This is a genomic window from Pseudomonas sp. GV071, from assembly GCF_003050835.1.
Taxonomy (GTDB): domain Bacteria; phylum Pseudomonadota; class Gammaproteobacteria; order Pseudomonadales; family Pseudomonadaceae; genus Aquipseudomonas.
This window is the reverse complement of the sequence record NZ_QAOJ01000008.1, coordinates 67753-88273: the sequence shown is the minus strand read 5'-3', so window position 1 is coordinate 88273 and position 20521 is coordinate 67753. Positions and strand designations below refer to the sequence as shown.

Here is a 20521-nt window from a genome sequence, read left to right as displayed (position 1 = left end):
CTATTCCACGCAGCGTCCACCTCTAGCGAAAAGGGGACAGAAAAGGGGACAGATTTATTATTCAACTCTAAATTAGAGCAACTTAATAAATCTGTCCCCTTTTCCTGTTCACGCCTAGCGACTCAAATAAAAGCTCTTTATTTCGTCCGACGCCCTACTCAAAGAAAGGGCTTTCTTGAACTGACTGGAAAAATAATTCAGCTCAGAGGACGCCTCCATTAAAACCGTATCGTTCACATTATCCGCCAGCCAACCATTGAAGTAGTCTGAATTGAAGAAATGATTCAGATCAATATATTCAAATGCGCCGATTAAAAACGGGATCAGACCAACTGCTGGATACCAGCGACAATCAACCTCTTGCTTCCACCAATTGCATAACTCTTCAACAAGTTGATCGGCAACACGAGCGGCTTCCTGCTTGGGGTCAAAGCCTCTTAATGTTGCTGCCTCTGCATAATCACGCCCGTAGTAAGCCTCTATAACAATACTGCCAATCGCAGGATCCAGCGCCTCACGCTCAAAAAAAGTGTAATAGCTCTTAGGATACAAATAGTAAACAAAAAACGAGCCGCGAAGGTCGTGATCAACCTCCTCCGTCAGCGTAATAATTTCCCTTGCGGCATCAACACTAAGACTCGGATGCAGAGCGAACAGATGCGGCGCTCGCAGGTGCAGGAGCTGACGTTGCTTCGCCTGAGGCAACTCACCTCTGAGGTAAAAATCAGAGGCGGCGGATAAGTACGCGTCCGGATCGGGATGATCTACCAGGCGCGTTTTTAAGTAGTTTGCGAATAGCGACCAATTGCGCTGCCGCCTCTCCTGATCGCTGCTACCAACGGAACTCCAAGCTGACGTGTCCATTATTTTATCTCGCACAAACCAGACAGACCGTACTCAGGACTTTTAAGTATCCAGTCCCGAGAGTTTTCACTGGTTATTATGTCAGACTTTTTAGCCTTGAATGTAGCCCAGTAAACAGGAGCCTCAGAAGCAGATCGGAGCCCAATTGTTCTATGCAATATATCTTCTCACACCACCCACCAGTTTATCTCTAGAAATCTCCATAGGAAAAAGGGGACAGATTTATTAAACTACTCTAACTTTGGTCGCCCCCGACCTCGTTGTTCAATTCGCAACCCTGCTATCCGCTCTACCTCATCAACGAATCTGTTATTTCCCGTGAGCTGCCCTCGTTGTACAGCTTCTTTTATCAGCTTTATCTCGCCGCTAGTAATGGACTGACGAACAAACTCAACGTAGCGCTGACTTCGCTCGGCCGGCGTGCTTCCCAATGAACAAAAGCAAGGATCAAAATCTATCCAACTTTCATTTTGCAGGGCATGAACCGCATAACTAGACCATGGGTAATCTGCAACGTCTTCTACCATTCCCGCACGCACGGGATTTAGCTCTATGTAGCGACAACAGGCGAGGAGGTAACTATCGCTCTGCACAATGCTCGATTTGTACCGGCTCTCCCACAACGTACCGGTCCGCCCTTCCAGCTTATTACGGTAGCGGGTTGCACGAGCCGCGAGCGTTTTCATGAACTGACCCAAACCTGCAATCGAATCGCCGGGGGCGAGTAAAAGGTGTACATGATTACTCATCAAACAATAAGCGTAGACCTTTATGCCAAACGCTTCTTTAAGCTCACGTAAATCCACAATGTACCGTTGGTAATCCGCCGCCTCAGCAAAAACCAACTGACGATTGTGGCCTCGCTGAACGATGTGATGCGGGTAGTTCGCGAGAACCACCCTTGCCATTCTAGGCATTTTCGAGCTCCTCCTTGAGCGTTGCCGCCTGCAAAAAATTAGAGTCGTTTAATAAATCTGTCCCCTTTTTACTTCGAATCTGTCCCCTTTTCGCTGAAGTTCAAGGCCATGAATAAACTGTCCGGGGAATCTGGAGTGGTTCAATCCGTCCCCTTTTCGCTTCGCCGGCGCCTTTTGCACCCCAAAAACAATCAGACTTTTCGTACTAAACCTGCATCCACCGTAGCTAGAGCAAAATTCTTTTGCTCGGGAACGAAAAACTCAACCTCATAAGCCAAAGGCTGATCAGCATTGCCATGCACAATAACAATCGTGCCTTCCGTTCCTTCAGGTATAAATACTTCATCTCCAGTAATTATTTTGGCCTCAACCCCTTCCCGGAGAAGAACGACATCATTTTCGCGAAATATATTCATTTTTTTGCCGGAATTCCTGTTACAAGGCGAACGGTACCTGAGCCGTCTTTCAAGAAAAAGGGGACAGATTTATTATTCAACTCTAAACTAGAGCAACTTAATAAATCTGTCCCCCTTTCGCTCTTTTGCACTAATCACCCAAAGCGTTTAATCAAATACTCCCTGTATTTATCGGGTGAAACATTAATCAACCTCGAAACATTTAGCCCATTGACAGCGTATACATCGACTACAGCCTCAATAAAATAATACTGTTCCGCTGGCAACTCGCTCAACACTTCACTATTCGACTCAACAAAGCAGATCATTTCTTCAAGCGATCGAAGATGGGCAAGGTATCGAGCAATTTCCTCGTATGCCGATATATACAAATTGCTTTTTACAACCCCTTGAACACCATCAAACTCTTCAAGTATTTCAAGTAGCTTCCCCTCAGACAAAAGCCGCAGAGAGAGCAACCAACCCACAAAACCAGCAAATACCTTAGCGCTTGAGTGCATTATCCAATGCCCCTCAATAGTTCACGCACATACTCAACATCGCTCCAGGTGTTTGGATATGACCCCGGAGGTCGATTGTCTGCCTTTCTAATAAAATTGCTAAGTCTAGTTTGCATTTCAACTGCCTTCTGGGGACGGAGAAAAAGGGGGCATATTTATTATTCAACTCTAAATTAGAGAAACTTAATAAATCTGCCCCCCCCTATTCTGTCATTCTCCTTTTCGTTCTCTTAACACACTTTTTCTTACCAACAATTTCATATCAGTTTCAAAACTTTCAAATCGTGTCGAAACAACTCTGCCTCGCTCGGAGGCACCCCGACCAGAACATTATCAATTCCATCTTTAACAATTTTATTTTGGATCATTTGGCGCGCACGAAAATACCAATCTTTGTCCCACCCACCAGATAAAACCAAAAGGATGACACGCCACATTAAATCCTCCACGGGGCGTTCAAATACACTTTCAAATTGATAATCAACATAAGCCAAGGTTTGCTCGTGAGGCCATCCCTTCATCACCGCATGATCTCGGCACCCCTCGTAATAGCACTCCAAAGCCCATAACTTAAGGGTTTCATATGTTACGCGCTCTTCATGCAACATTTCAGAGTTCCTTTTTAGTCGGACGAATTACACCGCCACTATAGGAAAGGAGATAGATTTGTTATTCAACTCTAAATTACAGCAACTTAATAAAACTGTCCCCTTTTCCGCTATTTTTTCGCTCCCCCCCTTTTAATCATCGCGAAAAATCAAGCCCCCCCCTTAAGCTCAGCAATAACCTCTGGATCACCAATCGCTATAAAGCCACCTTCTGGATCGTCAAAATCTCCAAACCTCTTTAAAACCAGACCTTTCCTGCTCGAAACGAATTTTACTAGTTCTATATCGGATTGCAGTTTCCCACTCCAACCATTTATGAGGAGATCATCTAAATCCAACCCTTTAGGCACAGCAACAATGTAGGAAGCGCGTTCAGCGAACAGTACTTTAACTGCAATATCATATAGGTCACAGGTCAATCTTGCACCGCCATAAAACTTCAAACCTTTGGCATCCTCCAAGCAAACTTCTGGAAATCTTACTTCCTCAGGAATATCTATACCATTAAACTTTATAGCGCCCCACAACTTTCTGCACTTGACCACTCTCGAATTTGGCTGCCAGGTTTCATTCCCCACGAGCAGAATAAATTCGTAGCCGGGGCGCCCATCCATTAAGCGACACCCCAAAAACTTAAAGACCTTAACTATTGACTCGAATGAGCGCTCAGGAACAAAAAAACTTGCAGCCGATATATTTTTCCACTCACGCCTATCTAACGAAGGTATATGTAGTACTTCGTTCGTATCTGAAACGTCACTGGAAACCAGTAATTTAATATCAGTAAACATAGTGACTCCCCGATTCGTCATTAAAGTGCGACCCTCGATTTTGAGAGTTCCCGTCTCCAAAGTCGTGGCCTCCCGCGTCGTCTCGTATAACTACAGAAAAAACGAAAAAAGGGGACAGATCGAGAAATCGGGGGTGGTTCAATCTGTCCCCTTTTCGCTTTTATAGCTTACATCCGCCTCGCCAGCTTTTTCGAGTCGTGCCGTATACGTTGAGTTACACCACTCTCACTCAACCTAATCAATTCTTCCTTTAAAACATAAGACGATGGAATGCATTCTATCCACTTCATTGCCATGTTCACCCAGTACTCACTTTCACTTTTTAAGCCAGCAACTACCAAGCGCTCACATGGGAAGGCTTTGAAAAAATCATCAGACATTCCGTGGCCCCTAAGGCCTTCTAGAACGCGTAGTTGAAACTGCTCGAAACTTGCTTCCAACACCGGCAAAAAAAACACACAAGAGTCGCCATCATCTAGTTCCAGTATTCCGGTTGCCGTACTGCGCATCCAAAATGCATTAGTTGAAACCCCCAACGCTATTCTTTCACCAAACAATACCGTAATTGGCAACCATTGCGTTTTCTGCGAGGTGCCATATATGAATGCATCATTCCATTTCAGATTAAGAGTAGAAAGCTCGCTTCGAAGAGCGGCAAGCAGCGTATCTTTCATTTATTTATTCCCGGCGTGTGAACAACATTTACACCACGCTATTTCATAAACACACTAAATTGCTCACGCAGCGCAGGGGTCCAATTCATACCGTAATGCCCGCTCCACTCGTACGTTCTAAGTACACCACCTTCATTCCAAATACCGCCGCCTACGATATTTTCAGAAGACGGGACTTTTCCTGCCATTAGTATTCCGTCATGCCCTAAGTTATTTCCCCCCATGATAAATCTCTGAGTAACCGGATCAAAAATTAAGTCAATCGGCTTAATAGAAAAATGGAACAGATTTATTAATCAACTCTAAATTAGAGCAACTTAATAAATCTGAACCCTTTTCTGCCGCAGCTATCTGGAAACTTAACCATCCAAAAGTTTTTTTACTTTCGCGAGATCTTCAGGATGGCGTCGAAGGTATTTTTCACAGGCCAGTCGAATGCACTCAGATAGAACTGCGTCGCTAATAATGATTGTATTCTCGGTACTGAGTGAAAACCCGTAGGAAAACTCGACCCCATCAAAATGCTCTTCATCAAACGGGCTATTCATATCTGGAAAATTACAGCATGCGCCATCTGTACTGAACCCCCACTTTTTCACGATATATCCAATCGCTTCTAAAAAACACCCATCATTATACATTCTGTCAAAATAGCCCTTAACAATCCTGTATGGATCCGACTCACTATATGGCTGCCCAAATAACTCTTCCATACAAACACCACCTTATTTCGGATGAAAATTGGTCACAACCTCCGTCTTGCTATCTAAATAAACTCTAAAAATGACTCCTCCCACAACTAGAAAAAGGCGTAGAAAAGGGGAAAGATTTATTATTCAACTCTAAATTAGAGCAACTTAATAAATCTGTCCCCTTTTCTGCCAGAGCAGCCTAATAAAGCTGCCCCTTTTTTAAATCAGGCCAAACTCTCGCAACTGCCTTTCACTCGCAAACTCTAATCCACCGCTCTCGACCCTAGATCCATTTGAATAGTGGGAGAACCCACAGACATTGCACTGATAAGCCAACAAACCATTATACTTACCTATAAAGGCACGCATTCCATCAGTTTCACAGCTGGGGCATTTTTCATCAACTTCGACAGTCGCCAACTCCTCGACTGTATCGCGTAAAAACCTCGCAATCGACTCTGTATCTCTAGCCTGACGCTTCAAAACAACACTCTTGAAATTAATTAAATCACTTACCTTAAAGGAAGAGTACTCAACTGGGATCTCCCTCTCATCTAACTTTGCAAAACCATCTACCCCATAGTCCAAAAACGGCTCCCCTGTAAGATACTTATGATTGCTCCTCACCCAAAACAAAATAACTTCAAGAACTTTCCTCAAAGGCGTTTCATCACTAAAAGCTGCCACTACCGACTGGAATTCATGCCATATCTTTATAGGTAGAGTACGCATCAGCTGCCCACTTAACTGGGAAAGAAAAAAAAGAGGACATTATTATTCAACTCTAAATTTGAGCAATTTAATAAATCTGTCCCCTTTTCGCTCATAGCGTGCCCGTCCGGCGATAGGTTCTATTTACATACTGAACGTAGCGCTGACCCAAACCCTTCATCATTCGACTTACACTGTGCTCTGTAGAGGGTGTCAGAAGCAGGTGGACATGATTGGTCATCAAGCAATATGAATGTATAGCGCAACCGTGCTGACGGGCTTGTTCGAAAAGTTGTTTTAGATAAAACACATAGTCGTCGTCCGAGAAAAAGCATGCCCCGCGATTATTCCCGCGCTGGATCACATGAAGCGGTACACCCGGAATAAGCAACCTGGCACGACGTGGCATAGGGAAATCCTTTTCCTATCTTTATATTCATAATCGAAAAACGTGGTCTGTCCCCTATTCGGTTCCAATATTCGGTTCCAATATTAGGGGCCTGCTGCTGCTCCACCTTATTTCCTATATTTAAAATTACAGAATATGGACTACTCGTATTAGGAGAAGCGAAAAACGTGGTCTGTCCCTATTCCGTCCTATCTGAATCGCAGTCATCAGGCGTCAGATCTAATGCAATCAACCAATTCAAGAATTAACTTATAGTAAAATCCTTTTTCAAGCAGCAGGCATACACTACCACCCACATCATCATAAAAATGCAACTTTTCCTGAACTGAACCTTGGACTAAAGCAACACCGCAGGCATCGAATATATATATAGGAGAATAAAAGAAAATATTATCTATTACCTCATCGGACACCTCGTGTTTTTTATATTTTTCGCACACCACTTCCTCGTAATCTGTCAGCACACACTCTCGAAGCTCTAAAATCTCTTCAGAAGAAAAATCTAACAGCGCAGGATATTCTCTCTGCCCTTGCAACTCAAACTCAAAACCTCTACACAGCTCAAGCAAGTCATAATTAAATTTATTATTTCCGTACTTTCGACCAAGTATATAAATGAAAACCTTACCCTCACCAACTGAAAATCTCTCAACTTCAAAAGCAACTAACTCAATATCTCCGACTACCATGGCTGATTACTCCCTTTAGCTTTAAAACCTAGCTCTCTTAAAACTTTCGCCGGAACAACTTTTTTCTCCAAGGAAAAAAGGGGACAGATTTATTAAGTTGCTCTAATTTAGAGTTGAATAATAAATCTGTCCCCTTTTCGCTCCGAAGTTAGGAAGAATCAGCATCCGAAGGCGGTTAAGTAAGTGCCATTCAAAACCGCCCCCTTAACGCTTTAACAAGATTATGCATCGCCACAAGCGGAGATTCATTACCTTTAGAATATATACTGCACGAAGTCATATCTTCTGGATAGTCGAAACCCGCATAGATCTCCTGAAGTCGACTCACCTTATCTTCGTCGGAGCCGCCTGACATTTCAACATTTAATAAAAAAGCTAGCCTCCACTTATCCAACCCAGAAATATCATCTGATGTTCCTGCCTGCTTTAACATCAACCCGAGGAGTTCTTCATTACTTAGATATTCCCCACCAGCAATAACAGCAACATCCATGTTTTCAGTATTATCGTCGCTCGCAAGCTGACTGATAGCGTAATCAAAAATTTCATTTCTTTCTACCCACCCTCTTCTAAACCCCAAAACAGCCGTCGACCAGCTCATCAACCCCAATTCAATCAATGTCTTGAACGGAGACATTATTTTCCTCCTATTTTTTGGGAACCTGGTTAGGCAGCCCCGTAACTTTCCCGCCCGGAATAAAGCGTCGATGAGTTACATTCCCTTCATCAACAATCCATTCAAGAAAAAAAGGGGACAAAGAAAAAAAGGGGACAGATCTGTCCCCTTTTCGCTTTGCCGACTGCAAAAAATTAGAGTCGTTTAATAAACCTGTCCCCTTTTTACGGTAGTTCGCCAGAACCACCCTTGCCACTCTAGGCATTTTCGAGCTCCTCCTCGAGCGTTGCCGACTGCAAAAAATTAGAGTCGTTTAATAAATCCGCCCCCTTTTTACGCTGTTTAATAAATCCGTCCCCTTTTTACGCTCAGCCCCTTCAACTTCTCAGATATGGAAAACCCGCCAGGATTCATACCTTTAACATGTTGCTCCCAATCTTCCTTTTCGTTCTTTATGGACAGTATTCGACGATGTAACCACTTTCAAGTTCTTGCTGCATCATTATGGCTAACTGTTGCCCCTCGGCGACATGCTGAAGTTCAGCCTCTGCCGTAGAAAAACCAGACTCGGGAGGATAGTCACTATTAAAAGTTGCTTGATATACGCTATCCCATTTACCGACTCGCACCCTAAGCTTCTGAGAGATGGGTAAATCGTCTATATCCACGTGCCCCATTCTATCTATATCCGGGCAAAATATCGGCCCTGCTAAGTATTCTCTGACTAGATTTAGTTTAATCATGGTAAAGGCTTCCAAGAACTAACCGGGTTAGCTCGAACCACAAATCCGTTAGAGCTAACACCAATTGCAATATTTTGTTCAACACCGTTGTATGTGAGGCGATACACGTTCGCCGAACCATTGGTGCCGACCACTGTTCCATGCTCAAGAGCGTTCATAACCACATTTGGAATGTCATCTCGTGAGATGCCTTTATTGACAAAATCGATTTCATGCCGCTTATAGATATGTTGCAACCCAGCAGCATCCGTACCCTCCTCCAACCACACGGTTCGACCATCCGGTAACTTTCGGATATCAACCACATTTCCTGGCGTGATTTTAGTGCCTGCAGGCAAACTCGAGATCAGCTCCTCCTTCATCAAAGCCGAACCTGACGCTCCTCTTACTCCCCCCGCTATCCCTCCCATCCCCGCCAGCGCCAAGCCTAGGATAACTTCCTGTTGATAACCTGGATCATTAAGCATGAAAACATAATTCTCGAGGGCTTTTTCGGTGTCTCCGTGGTGTGCGTAAAGAAGTACAGATGAATAATTAAGCTGCCATTGGGGAGCGGTTTTATAACCCTCCTGAATGGCCGGAGCAGCAGCGACATACATCTTGTACTCCGTAGGCTCCATTATCATCCAGGGCTTGCCTGCATCATCCAGCAACGTGTAGCTGACTATGACACCATTGGCATCTTTGTTAAGGGCCACGTTGCCCAATGATTGGCTGGAGACTCCGGCGACTTTGAGAACGGTAGCGCATCCTGCCCCCGAAGCGTCTTTCTTACAGGCGTCATATTGCTCCTCGAATTCATTCCAATGGGCCGTTAAGTTGTATTCCGTCGCATTCTTTGCAACCCACGCGGCAGTCTGCACCTCGTTGACATCGCCCCCCTGTGCCGTTGCTGTAAGAACCCCAATTATTTGAGAGTTCATTACCAGCAAGCTTTTCTTTTGCTCAGGATCCATCTGGACATACTGCTTCGCCAGGGCATCCACCACTGCCTCGTTAACACCAGCAGCCAACGCGCCAGTTTTGAAGTCCCCGCCCGCAGCCTCTGCTGCTAAACCGCCCATTACGGCATGCAGAGCGATCTTCGCCGGGCTTCCGTTTTTTAGGTCCCATTTATCCGCCGCAGTCATGTCGCCGATCAGGTTAAAACCTGCGGCGGCAAAGGTACTGGCTAAGGACGTTTGCAGCGCATCCCCCAAGCTTCCGTCACGGCCCAGAGCTTTGTTAAGTACTGCTGACGTGGTGTTCTGCAGAGCCTGGTTCGCGGCGAACTGGCCCACGCCCTGCAAACTGCTCAAACCACCAGCAGTGTTAGAAACGGTGACCGCCCCCGAATTAGCCATAGCCCCATTGGTGGCGTTAGTCGCTGCCGGAGCCGGCCCCGTCTGAGTACTTGTCCACTCGTTGTAAACCCCTGCGGTAAGGCCTGCAGTTGCGCCAGCGACCATGTAGTTTTTCAGGTTGTCGCTGCTGAACGTCTCTTTCAGCGCGCTACCCACGTTGCCTTTGTTGTTGATGGTGCTTACGGTGGCGGTGCCGGCGGCAGACGTCAGCATTGCGGTTGCGGCGACGTTGGCCCAACCTGCGGCCACTGTGGAGCCCACAGCCGCGCCACCGGCTACGGCAGATGCGCTTGCTGTACCGGCCGCGGCCATGGCAGTACCTGAACCTGCAGTTGCGCCGGCGGCAGAGCCGACCAAGCCAGACGCTGCGCCTGCGGTGAAGTAGGTCACGATGATTATGATGATGATCATCGCCGGCCCGCCCAGGCCGGAGTGGCTGTCGCTCCACCTGTCGTGGAGCTCTTTGACCTGACGCCAATCGACGTCGCCGCGTGCCTCTGCTTCTTTTAGCCAGGCCATGCTCGGGTCGGCTTTGACCATCGCGTCGATGGATTGGCTGACCGTTTCTTTGTTGATCTGCCTAACGTCGATATGTAGCCCTTCGACGGCTTTGATCAGTACTTCGCCCTTGGCGGAAAGCTGGCTCTGGCGCAGGGTTTCATCAACCTTGCCCTTGTTTTCCATGCTGGTCCAAACCCAGCTACTGCTGCTTTCCTCGTGGCTTTCCTGATGTTTGTCTTTGACAGCCTCGAAAGAAATGGCGCCGCCACTGTCGAGAACTAAGTCACCACCGCTGTCCAGCTTGGCTTTGCGATAAAGCTGGTCGCTGCCACTTTCCAGGGTGAGGTCACCACCGGTGGTGATACTGGAACCGATATTTTTGATATCGGTGACTTCATCTCGCTTGGCTTCCTTGGTTCCCCAGGAGCCCTTGGCCTTCTTGTCATAGAGGCTGTAATCCGAGTTTTCCGCGCTGAGCACCGCTAGCTGGTTGCTCGCATATAAGTAAGCTTCATTAACGGCTTTCAGGTCGCTAGCGCTGACGACTAGGTTGTTACCTGCAGCGATCTTCAGATCACCACCCGCTTCAATAACGCTAGAAACCTGCTGTACATGGTCCTCTTTGCGAGTGACCTTTTTGCCGCCGCTCTTGCGGTAGGCATCCAGGTGGTTTTCGTTTGCCGCAGAAGCGATGGTCACATCGCCCACTGCCTGCAACGCCACATCACCTCCAGCTTTAACGGTGCTGCCAACGATGGCCAAATCACGGCCGGCTTTAGCGCTCAGGTCGCCACCGACCTCAATGCCAGCGCTGTATTGGGTAGCTTGATCTCTGTTGCTATACCCCTTGCGATTGCTGTTATTGGCAACATCCCTCTCACTCTGGCTAACAACCAACAGATCCCGCCCAGCGCTAAGTTCGGCATTGCCACCAGCCTTCAGATTCCCGCCCTGGTTGACGATGTCGCGCCCAGCCGACAGCGTCAGCCCATTGCTGGCTTCAATCCCCGCCGCGCTATCAACAAAGTCTTCCCGTCGCTCGAAGCCCCTCTTGGCGGACTCATGGGTGGTCACGCTGCGTTCGTTGACGATGTCGCCGGTCAGGGCGATGGCGCTGACGTCTTTGCCGGCGATGATCCCGCCTTTGGCGTTACGGATGCTGTCGGTGGCCAGTAGCGACAGGCGTTCGTTGCTTTGCATCAGGCCGCTGTTGTTGATGCTGTTGGCGCTGACGCTGAGGGTGTTGCTGGCGCGTAGGGTGCCGCTGTTGTTGAGGGTGCTGCCGGAAATCAGGGCGACGTCGCGGCCTTGAATGAGCGCGCCGGTCGGGGCCAGGCGGTCGTTGGCTTGGGCGAGGTACAGCACCGGCACCAGTACTTTCTGACCGTTCACGTCCTGTTCCTGCATCCATACGATGTCGTGGGTCAGTGCGGCCACTTGTTCGGCGCTTAGGGCAATGCCGGGCACCAGGTTGAGGGCCGTTTTGCTGGCGATGGCGTTGTCCATCAGGTATTTGAACTGGGCTTCGTCCGAGGCCAGGCCATCGAGGAAACGTTTGCCGGTGCGCGCGACTATGGCTTCTTGCACCAGGCGCTGTTCGTACAGGCCGTCGCCGAGACGGCGCTGGGTGAGGTCCTGGTTGTAGCCGATGATGTTGAGCAGGTAGTCGGAGCTCAAGAAGCCACGCAGGGTGGCGAACGCCGGGTTGGTTTCCACCAGGTACGGGTGGCTGCTGTCGGTGTTGACGTGGAACAGACCGTTCTGCCCTTGCGGCAGGTTGAAGGTTGGCAGGGTTACCGCTTGGTGGCTGCTGTCGGGTGGCAGTTGCGGGTTGATGCTGATGTTGGTGGCGATGTTGCTGCCGGTGGCGCTGGTGTCGGCGGTGTTGCCGCCGGCGACGTAGGCGAAGGTCGGGCGTACCACGCTGCTGTCGAAGCCGGCCTGGGCGGTGATGTTGACGGCGCCGGCAGTCTGGATGATGCCGGAGTAGCTGAGGTCGCCGCTGGGGGTGGCTGTGATGCTGCGGAAACTTTCGGTCTCTTTCTCGGTGCGGCCGATGAAGTGGTTGAGGGCGGCGGTCAGGCTGTTGGAGTCGACGCTGCTTTTGTTCCAGTAGGCGGCGGTGAATTGTTCGGCTTCGCGCTGCCAGCTGCCGATGTTTTCGGTGCGTTCGGAGCGGAACACGCGGTAGGTACGCACCTCGCCAGGATCGATGCCGGTGTTCTGCAGGTTGGCCACGCGCACGGTGAGATCGCTGCCGGCGCTGATCGAACTGCTCTGGTTGGTCAGGGTGGTGCCGCGCACGTCCAGCTTGCCGCCGGCGGTGAGGAAGGAGGCCCCGGTGCTGTCGGCGCTGACGGCCAGGCGGTCGAACTCTTCGATTTCCCACACGCCGTTGCGTTTGCCGTCGCAGTCACCGGCGCCGTAGTAGCGGCTGCACGGCAGCTCGGCGATGCGCGCGCTGTATTTGCTTTGGGTGGTGGTAAGGACGTCGCGGATGTTGTTGACGGCGGTGGCGTGAATGCTCAGGTCGCCGCTGCTTTCGAGGGTGCCGGAGCGGTTTTCCACCAGGGTGGCGGCTTCGTCCTGGTCGTTTTTGGCGATGCTCAAGGCGCCCAGGCTGTACACGGTGGCCAGGCGGTTGGTGAAGCTGTCGGTGCGCAGCGCCATGTCGCTGCCGCTGAAAATCAGGCCGCCGTCGTTGCGCAGGCTGGCGGCTTCGATGCGCAGGGTGGTGGCCGCGCCGAAGGTGCCGTAGTTGTTGAGGCTGGCGGCGCGGGCGAGCAGGCTTTGCGCGGCGCTGATTTTGCCGCGGTTGACCAGGTTGCCGCCGACGCTGAAGTCGGCTGCACCGCCGGCCTTCCACTGCGCGTCCACACCGGTGTCGACGCTGGCGGCGACCACGCTCAGGTCGCCCTGGCTGAGCAAGGCACCGTTGCCGCTGTAGGCGCCGGTGAGGGTCAGCTTGAGATCGCCATCGGTTTCGATGCTGCCGTCGTTCTGCCAGGTGTCGCCGGTGGCGGTGATGCTTTCTTTGGAGAGCAATTTGCCGCTGGCGGTTTGGGTGAAGGTGCCGACGGTAAGGCTGATTTTTTGCGCTTGCAGTTGGCTGGTGTTGGTCCAGTTGGCGACGTCCAGGCTCAGTTCGCCTTGGGTGACAAAGCTACCGCCAGCGTTGCCGACGTCGGCCAGGGCCAGGGCAAATTGATTGCCGAGGTGGCGCACGCTGCCGCGCTGGTTGCTGAGGCTGGCGCTGGTCAGGCTGAGTTTGCTGTTGCCGACTTCGACCAGGCCGCCATCGTTGTTGAACAGGCCGCCGAGCACGAACTGGCTTTCACCGCTGCTGCCGAGGGCGCGCAGTTTGCCGCCGTTGTTGCTCAGGCTGTCGGCATTGAGCAGCAGGTTGGTGGTGGCTTCGAGCAGACCGTTGTCGTTGTTGAGGTGGCCGCTCAGGTCGAGGTCGATCTGGTTGGCGCCCAGCGAGCCGCCCTGGTTGTTGAGGCTGGCGGCGTCGACCTTGAGGGTGGTGCTGGCCAGCAGGTTGCCGGCCTGGTTGCTGATGGCGCCGGCGGTGACGGTTTGCCCGGCCTGGGTGGCGGCAATGCGGCCGCCATCGTTGTTGAGGCTGCCGCTGGTGGTAACGGTCACTGCGCCGCCGTCGGCCTGTACGGTGCCGCCTTGGTTATTGAGGGTGGCAGCGCTCAGGGTCAGGGCAGCGGCTTTGCTCAGCAGCAGGCCATCGGCGCTGTTGTTGAGGGTATCGGCCAGGGTCAGGCTCAGGGCTTTGTTGCTGGCGATGGTGCCGGCGCGGTTGTTCAGGTTGTCGGCGGTGACGGTCAGGGTTTGCTGGGCGACCAGTTGGCCGCCACGGTTGTCGATGCTGGCGGCGTTTACCGTGGCATCGCCCACGGCGAGCACCTTTTTGCCCTGGTTGTTGAGCTGTTGCAGGTCGGTGTTCAGGCTGCCTTGGGAGCTGATGCTGCCGTTGTTGTTCAGCGTGCCGCCCTGCAGGTCGAGCAGTGCAGCCGCGTTGCCGCTGCCGTCGGTTTTTACCCCTGTCTCGATGCTGCCGTTGTTGTTGATGACGGCGCCGTTGAGGGTCAGGTTGGCGCCGCTGGCCAGGCTGCTGGCAATGTCGATTTGCTCGGCGGTGAAACCGGCGGTGTTGCTGGCGTAGAGGGTGTCGGTCAGTTCGACCTGCTTGGCGTTGGCGGTCACGCTGCCGGCGCTGGCCACGCGGGCGACGGTGAGTTTGCCGTTGGCGTCGATGTTGATATCGCCACCGCTGGCGGCCATGTCGGCGGCCAGTTTCACCCCTACCCCGGCTTCGGTGCCGACCAGGCGAATGGCGCCGGCGTACATGCCGCCGAGGGCCGAGCTGTCGATGGCGAGCAAGGGTTTGCTGCTGCCGTCGTCGGCTTTGGCGGTGGCCGTCAGGGTGGTGGCGTCGACCTGGTTGCGGCCGGCGATGATGTTCAGGCGCTGGGCCTGAAGTTCGGCGTTGAGGGTGGCGCTGCGGGTGATCAGGTCGAATTGGCTGATGTTCGTCGCATTGAGGCCGGCGCCTTCGATGTTGATGGCGCCGCCGTTGACGTCGAAATGGTCGAGGCGCCCGCCATCGATGACCGGGGTGCCTGTGGTGAGGGTGGCGCGCGGCGTATTGATAAAGCCGCAGCCGTCGCAGCTGATGCCGTGGGGGTTGGCCACCACCACGTGGGCGCCCTGCCCGGCAACTTCGGTGTAGCCCTTGAGCTGGCTCTGGTTGCCGCCGGTGACCTCGTTGAGGATCAGCGTGGCGGCGCGGCCGTTGAGGTTGCTGTTGCCGAGGATCACCCCGCCCAACTGGGTCTGGTTGAACGCGGCCGTGCCGTTGTTGAGGATCAGCCCCTGCTGGCCGACGTTGTAGTCGGTGAACTTGTTGTGGGACAAACCACTGCCGTTGGGGGTGGCGATGTTCACCACCGGCACGCCGTTCTGCGCGCTGCCCAATTGCGTGTTGCCGCCCGCTGCGGCGTCCACGGTGAGCTCCGCGGCGGTGCTGACGATGGGGTTGAGGAACATCACACCGGCAAGAATGCAGGCGATGTTTTGGAAAAACGGGCTACGAACGTCCATGCATAAAACTCCAGCCGGGCAGCGACACTAAATCGTTGAAAAGGCGCTTAGAAAAACAGATCGAATCGGAAGTACAGCGGGTGCTCCTGACGCTCGATGGCGTCCGGGCGTTCCAGGGAGCGGGCGAAGGTCACGCTGGCGGCGACGTTGCGGCCACGGGTGCTGAACTCGATGGCATTGCCGGACAGACGCCCGTGCTGGTCACCGTTGTGGCCGTTGCCGTGAATCACCCCGAGGTCGTAGGCCAGGGCCACGCCGTATTCCTGCAGAAACGGGCTGAGGGCTTGCCAGGCCACCGGCCGGCGCCAGCGCACTTGGTTACGCCAGTAGGCGCCGCTGTCGCCAGACAACGATTGCTCCTTGAACCCGCGCACGGAACTGAGGCCGCCAAGGCTGATGCGCTGCGGGCTGAACAGCACGTCTTCGCTGCGCTGGCCGTTGACCAAGCTGTCGACGCTGAAGTTTTCGTTCCACAGGGTGAAGGGCTGCAGGTAGCTGGCGGTGAGGCTGTACTTGTTGTAACGGGCCACCGGCTGGCTGTGGTGCGGGTCGCCATCGCCCTGGGCGTCGAAGGCGCCGGTGCCTTGTTGCCAGCCGAGGTCGAAGTTGACGAAGGCATTGCCGATGCGCCGTCCATGGTTGAAGCCCAGTTGGCTTTCGGTAAGGCGCTGGCTGGAGACATCGATGATGTTGTTGTTCAGGTAGTTGCGGGTTTGCAGGTGGCTGATGCCGAGGTTGGCGGCGGTCTTGCTGACGTCGTCGCGGTGCAGCACCCGCTCGGCGCGCAGGCTGTGGGTTTTGCTGTCGCCATCGGAGCCGAAGGTGAAACCGGCACCCTGGCTTTGGGTACGGTAGTAGCTCTGGCTGTAGCTGTAGTTCAGGGTCCACCAGCCGTAGGGCAGGCTGTAGCCGAGGCTCTGGTTGGCCGAGTGTTTCCAGTGGTCACTGACGGTGTCGCCACCGCCGCGCAGGCTCAGTTGGTCGGCAAGGCCCAGCGGGCTGTCCCAGACCAGACCTGCGCCCCACTGCTGCTCGCCCGTGGAACTCTGGCCATCGTTGTGGCGGTTGAGGTTGGCTTGCCAGGGCTTGCCGCGCTCGCCTTGCAGCTGCACGCGGCTGCCGCCGACGGCTTGGCCAGGCACCAGTTCCAACTGCGCGGGGCGCGATTGCAGGCGGTTGAGCTGGTCGACCATCTGCTCCAGCTCACGCAAATCGAGCACCTCGCCGGTATGGCCGGGAAAGGCCATGGCCAGTTCGCGCGGGCTGGCGATGGCGGAGTCGTTGAGGCCTTCCAGTTGCCCTTCCACCAACAACACCTCGAGCTCGCCGTCGGCCAAGTCCTGCTGCGGCAGGTAGGCGCGGGAGGTCACGTAGCCGTGGTCGAGGTAGTACTGGGTGATGCTTTTCAGCAGCTCGTTGAGCTGGCTGCTGCCCAGGCATTGGCCCTCGTAGGGGCGCAGCAGCTCGGCCTGACGGGCCGGGCTGATCAGGGTGACGCCTTGCAGTTTGATGCTGCGGATGGCGAAACACGGGCCCTGCGGATTGGCAGCCGGCGCCGTCGAGTCGACGCTCTTGCCGGGCAACTGCTGGAGTTCTTCCAGGCGTTTCTGCTGCTCTTGCAACACCCGCTCCTGGCGGTCGCGAATCAGGTCGCGGTCGGCGGGCAGTTCGGCAAATACGCTGGGGGTTACAGCTAACAAGGCGCAAAACAGCGCCCTACGACGTAGCGCAGGCATAGGCCTTCAATCCCTTGAAGAGAGGTAGGACGAAAAAATTAGGCGCGGATTAAAACGGATTAACAAAAAGCTGGCGACGGATTTCTGACCGAGTGGCCATTATTGCGACATCACTCACAAGGGGAGGGTAAAAGTCTTACAGATATGGGGGAAGTGGGACGGGAGTACGCAGAGTTTTGCAGTTTCAGGACCGGCCAATCGCGGCTAAAGCCCCTCCCACAGAAGAACTCGATCTCTGTAGGAGCGGCTTCAGCCGCGAGCTTTTGCTGTAAGGCTCAGGCCGTTAGGCGCTCGCGCAACCGCCCGAGCATGCCAAACAGGCTGCCGACCTTGTCGCGCTCCTGGTCATCGCGGGGTTGCTCGGCAACCCGGTTGATCTGCTGCGCTGGTGCAGCGCGCCATAGCTGCGCTTGCTCGGCGGCGGCTTTCAGGCCTTTTTCGAACAGGCCGCGGCGGATCGGTTTGGGCAGGTAGCGGAAAATCTGCGCTTCGTTGATCAGCTTAAGCAGCGCCTGGGTGTCGCAGAACGGCGTGATCACCAGGCTGAGCAAACCGGGGTGGGCCTGGGCCAGGCTTTTCAGCAAGGGCGCGGTGTCTTCGCCGGCCAATTTGAGGTCGCTAACCAACAGATGCACCGGCTCGCTGTTGAGCACCGCCACCGCTTCGACCACGTTGCGCGCGCGCAGCAGGCGGTGGCCAGCAGCGGCGCAGAAGTCGCCGACGCAGGCCAGGGTGTCGGCGTCTTCGTCGAGCAGCAGCACGTTGAGCGGCTCGTCGTTGGCGGGCGGTAGTTCCAATACCGGCGTTTGCCGCGCGGCGATCTCGGCGGCCTGGCGCAGGGTGAAGGCCATTTCCTGCTGGTCCCAGGGTTTGCTCAGGTAACGGAAGATGCCGCCGCTGTTGAGGGCATCCATGGCGGCGTCCATGTCCGAATAGCCGGTGAGCAGAATGCGCAGGGTATTGGGGGCAATTTCCCGCGCTTGCTCCAGCAATTGCGCGCCGGTCATTTGTGGCATGCGCTGGTCGCAGACGATGATCTGCACCGACTCGGTTTTCAGGCGTTCGAGGGCGCGCAACGGGTCACTTTCGGTAAGCACCTCGTACTGGCGGCGGAACTGCAGGGCCAGGCTGCGCAGAATGCGCTCCTCGTCATCGATAAACAGAATTCGTGTGCTCATCTCAAGCGCTCCGCTGCAGGGGGGTGGGGGTCGCCGCGTCGGGCGCGCCGCTGGTGCGCGGCAGGCGCAGGAGAAAGCGCGTACCGCGCCCTGGCTCCGAGGCCACACGAATCAGCCCGCCGTGGTCCTGAATAATTTTGAAGCTGATGGACAGACCCAGGCCGGTGCCCTGGCCGACCGGTTTGGTGGTGAAAAACGGGTCGAAAATACGCGCCAGTACAGCGGCTGGCATGCCTTTGCCGTTGTCTTGCACCGAGATAAATACGGCGCCTTCATCGGCCCAGCTTTTCACCTGGATCTGGCCGTAGCCGTCGATGGCCTGGGCAGCGTTTGTCAGCAGGTTGAGCAGCACCTGGTTGATCTGCGACGGCGCGCAGGCAATGCGTGGCAGCTCGGCCAGTTCCATCAGCACTTCGGCTTTGTCTTTGGTGGCATTGCGGGCGATCACCAGGGCGCTGCGGATGCATTCATTGAGGTCGACCTCCTCGCTCATGGCGCGGTCCAGGCGAGCGAAGTTCTTCAGCCCGACCACCAGCTCGGCGATCTGCCCGAGGCCATACAGGGTGTCGTTGAACAGCTGGTTGAGGTCTTCCATCAGCAGCTCCGGCGCTGCTTCTTCGCGGGCCTGGGCGGCGGCTTCGAAGGCTTGCGCCAGTTGCGTTTCGCTGCAGCTCGGGTCGGCCAGGCAATCGCCCAGGGTTGCCTGCGCCTGCGCCAGGGTGAACAACGGCGCGCTGAGGTCACGCAGCAGTTCGACATTGTTTTTCACATAGCCCAGCGGCGTGTTCAGCTCGTGGGCAACACCGGCAACCATCTGCCCGAGGGACGCCATTTTTTCCGACTGCACCAGCTGCGTCTGCGATTCCTTGAGATCCACCAGGGCTTTGCGCAGCACCGTGTTGCGCTGGGCAATGCGCGCCTCCATGGCCTTGAGCAGGTCGAGCACGGTGCCGATGCCCTGGTAGCGGCCCTCTTCGTCCACCAGAATGAAGTCTTCTGTGATCGGGTATTGCAGCTGGCCGGTGATCTGTTTGGCGGCATCGTCCAGGCTGGCGTCCAGGCGCACCACCAAGGGCGCCGGGTTCATCACTTCAACCACCGGATGGCGGCCGCGCAGGTCGCGGCCGAAGCGCTGCATAAAGATGTCCTGCAACACGGTGCGACTCACCAGGCCACTGGGGCGGCGCTCGCCATCCACCACCGGCAGCGACAAAAAGGCTTTGTGTTCGGGGGTCAGCAGGCGGTCGGCGACTTCGCTGATGGTCATGTTCGGCAACAGCGGCTCGACCGGCTTGAGCAAACGACTGAGGGCGGTGGCGGTGGTCATTGCGAAAGCATCCTTGGGGAAACGCGTTCGCCATTCAACCAGCGCCAAGTTGCCGACATGTGACAGCCATCACAATGGACCGCCGGTACATTTGCTGAACGCACTGGCGCGCCGGTTGATCCAAACTGGTGAGTAGATGGATTACCCTGTTTTCTGGTTTAAGGAGAAATGTATGCCTTGGTATGCCTGGCTGATTCTGGTGTTGGCGCTTGGTTCGATTGTCGGTGGCTTGATGATGTTGCGCGATACGGCGAAGAAGTTGCCGTTGACGGATGAGCAGTTGCGCAAGGTGCATGAGCGCAATGCGGAGATGGATGCCAAAGAGGCGCGGGATCGGTAGGCCGAGTGCTGGCGTGAATTGCGGGCACTGAGCGGTCTTTTTCGCGCATTTAAGGCAAATCAAGAACATCGCGGCTGACCGGAGCGCCGGACCGACCGCTCCTACAGGGGAGCGCCGATAGGCTTTTGATCTTGATCTTGCTGTTGATCCACCCGCCCCGTTAGCGCAGGCCGAGCGCAGTCGTTGTGGAAAGGGGTTGAGCGGCCGGGAGCCGCGAAAGGCAAAGACGGGCCAAGGATGGCCCGTTTTGCCGGCCCCTGGAGCAACGACGGAGCGAGGGAATCTGGAGCGCAGCGCAAGGCCAAGGTTGGGGCAAGCCTTTTTGGTTTCTTTTTTGGCGACTGAAAAAAG

The 20521-nt window shown here is 54.0% G+C and carries 20 protein-coding genes; 1 reads left to right on the top strand and 19 read right to left on the bottom strand.

The genetic code is table 11. The features are described from left to right. Positions 1–114: 114 nt before the first annotated feature. The 19 genes from C8K61_RS16485 to C8K61_RS16390 form a co-directional block, all read right to left on the bottom strand. Positions 115–864, bottom strand: a complete 750-nt coding sequence (locus C8K61_RS16485; RefSeq protein WP_108097471.1) for a hypothetical protein — start codon at positions 862–864, stop codon at positions 115–117. Between the two features lie 230 nt (positions 865–1094). Beyond that, entirely contained in the window at positions 1095–1781 is a 687-nt protein-coding gene (locus tag C8K61_RS16480; protein ID WP_108097472.1) for a transposase, read from the bottom strand. A 191-nt stretch (positions 1782–1972) separates the two neighbouring features. After that, positions 1973–2197 (bottom strand): hypothetical protein, encoded by a 225-nt coding sequence (locus tag C8K61_RS16475; protein WP_108097473.1) that lies wholly within the window; start codon positions 2195–2197, stop codon positions 1973–1975. Between the two features lie 134 nt (positions 2198–2331). Then, on the bottom strand, positions 2332–2697 hold the full coding sequence (locus C8K61_RS16470; RefSeq protein ID WP_108097474.1) for a hypothetical protein: 366 nt from the start codon (positions 2695–2697) through the stop codon (positions 2332–2334). A 257-nt stretch (positions 2698–2954) separates the two neighbouring features. Beyond that, a complete protein-coding gene (locus C8K61_RS16465) occupies positions 2955–3305 on the bottom strand; it encodes a hypothetical protein (protein WP_218277819.1) in 351 nt (116 codons plus the stop codon). A 149-nt stretch (positions 3306–3454) separates the two neighbouring features. Continuing rightward, on the bottom strand, positions 3455–4096 hold the full coding sequence (locus tag C8K61_RS16460; RefSeq protein WP_108194999.1) for a hypothetical protein: 642 nt from the start codon (positions 4094–4096) through the stop codon (positions 3455–3457). Then, entirely contained in the window at positions 4086–4238 is a 153-nt protein-coding gene (locus C8K61_RS27280; RefSeq protein WP_108097476.1) for an HNH/endonuclease VII fold putative polymorphic toxin, read from the bottom strand. The genes C8K61_RS16460 and C8K61_RS27280 overlap by 11 nt, the downstream gene beginning before the upstream one ends. Positions 4239–4263: 25 nt before the next feature. Then, positions 4264–4770 carry a hypothetical protein gene (locus tag C8K61_RS16450; protein WP_108097477.1) on the bottom strand — a complete coding sequence of 169 codons (507 nt, stop codon included), beginning with the start codon at positions 4768–4770 and terminating at the stop codon, positions 4264–4266. A 38-nt stretch (positions 4771–4808) separates the two neighbouring features. Continuing rightward, entirely contained in the window at positions 4809–5033 is a 225-nt protein-coding gene (locus tag C8K61_RS27275) for a polymorphic toxin type 43 domain-containing protein (protein WP_371920002.1), read from the bottom strand. Positions 5034–5129: 96 nt separating this feature from the next. Continuing rightward, positions 5130–5483, bottom strand: a complete 354-nt coding sequence (cdiI, locus tag C8K61_RS16440; protein ID WP_108097479.1) for a ribonuclease toxin immunity protein CdiI — start codon at positions 5481–5483, stop codon at positions 5130–5132. Between the two features lie 198 nt (positions 5484–5681). Further along, on the bottom strand, positions 5682–6194 hold the full coding sequence (locus C8K61_RS16435; protein WP_108097480.1) for a hypothetical protein: 513 nt from the start codon (positions 6192–6194) through the stop codon (positions 5682–5684). 91 nt (positions 6195–6285) lie between these two features. Beyond that, positions 6286–6582: a transposase gene (locus tag C8K61_RS16430; RefSeq protein WP_256589464.1), complete on the bottom strand. Its 297-nt coding sequence runs from the start codon at positions 6580–6582 to the stop codon at positions 6286–6288. 206 nt (positions 6583–6788) lie between these two features. Further along, positions 6789–7271 carry a hypothetical protein gene (locus tag C8K61_RS16425; RefSeq protein WP_108097481.1) on the bottom strand — a complete coding sequence of 161 codons (483 nt, stop codon included), beginning with the start codon at positions 7269–7271 and terminating at the stop codon, positions 6789–6791. Between the two features lie 190 nt (positions 7272–7461). Beyond that, a complete protein-coding gene (locus C8K61_RS16420) occupies positions 7462–7908 on the bottom strand; it encodes a DUF2247 family protein (RefSeq protein ID WP_108097482.1) in 447 nt (148 codons plus the stop codon). Positions 7909–8339: 431 nt separating this feature from the next. Then, positions 8340–8630: a hypothetical protein gene (locus C8K61_RS16410; RefSeq protein WP_108097484.1), complete on the bottom strand. Its 291-nt coding sequence runs from the start codon at positions 8628–8630 to the stop codon at positions 8340–8342. After that, entirely contained in the window at positions 8627–15589 is a 6963-nt protein-coding gene (locus C8K61_RS16405; protein ID WP_108097485.1) for a DUF637 domain-containing protein, read from the bottom strand. The genes C8K61_RS16410 and C8K61_RS16405 overlap by 4 nt, the downstream gene beginning before the upstream one ends. Positions 15590–15636: 47 nt before the next feature. Then, the gene (locus C8K61_RS16400; RefSeq protein ID WP_108097486.1) at positions 15637–17325 is read right to left on the bottom strand and encodes a ShlB/FhaC/HecB family hemolysin secretion/activation protein; all 1689 of its coding nucleotides are present in this window, start codon (positions 17323–17325) and stop codon (positions 15637–15639) included. A 275-nt stretch (positions 17326–17600) separates the two neighbouring features. Next, on the bottom strand, positions 17601–18503 hold the full coding sequence (locus C8K61_RS16395) for a response regulator (RefSeq protein WP_108097487.1): 903 nt from the start codon (positions 18501–18503) through the stop codon (positions 17601–17603). Position 18504: 1 nt separating this feature from the next. After that, positions 18505–19830: an ATP-binding protein gene (locus C8K61_RS16390; RefSeq protein ID WP_108097488.1), complete on the bottom strand. Its 1326-nt coding sequence runs from the start codon at positions 19828–19830 to the stop codon at positions 18505–18507. 172 nt (positions 19831–20002) lie between these two features. Between C8K61_RS16390 and C8K61_RS16385 the strand changes: the two genes are divergently transcribed. Then, positions 20003–20170, top strand: coding sequence for a DUF2897 family protein (locus tag C8K61_RS16385; protein WP_108097489.1), 168 nt, complete (start codon positions 20003–20005; stop codon positions 20168–20170). Positions 20171–20521: the final 351 nt, after the last annotated feature.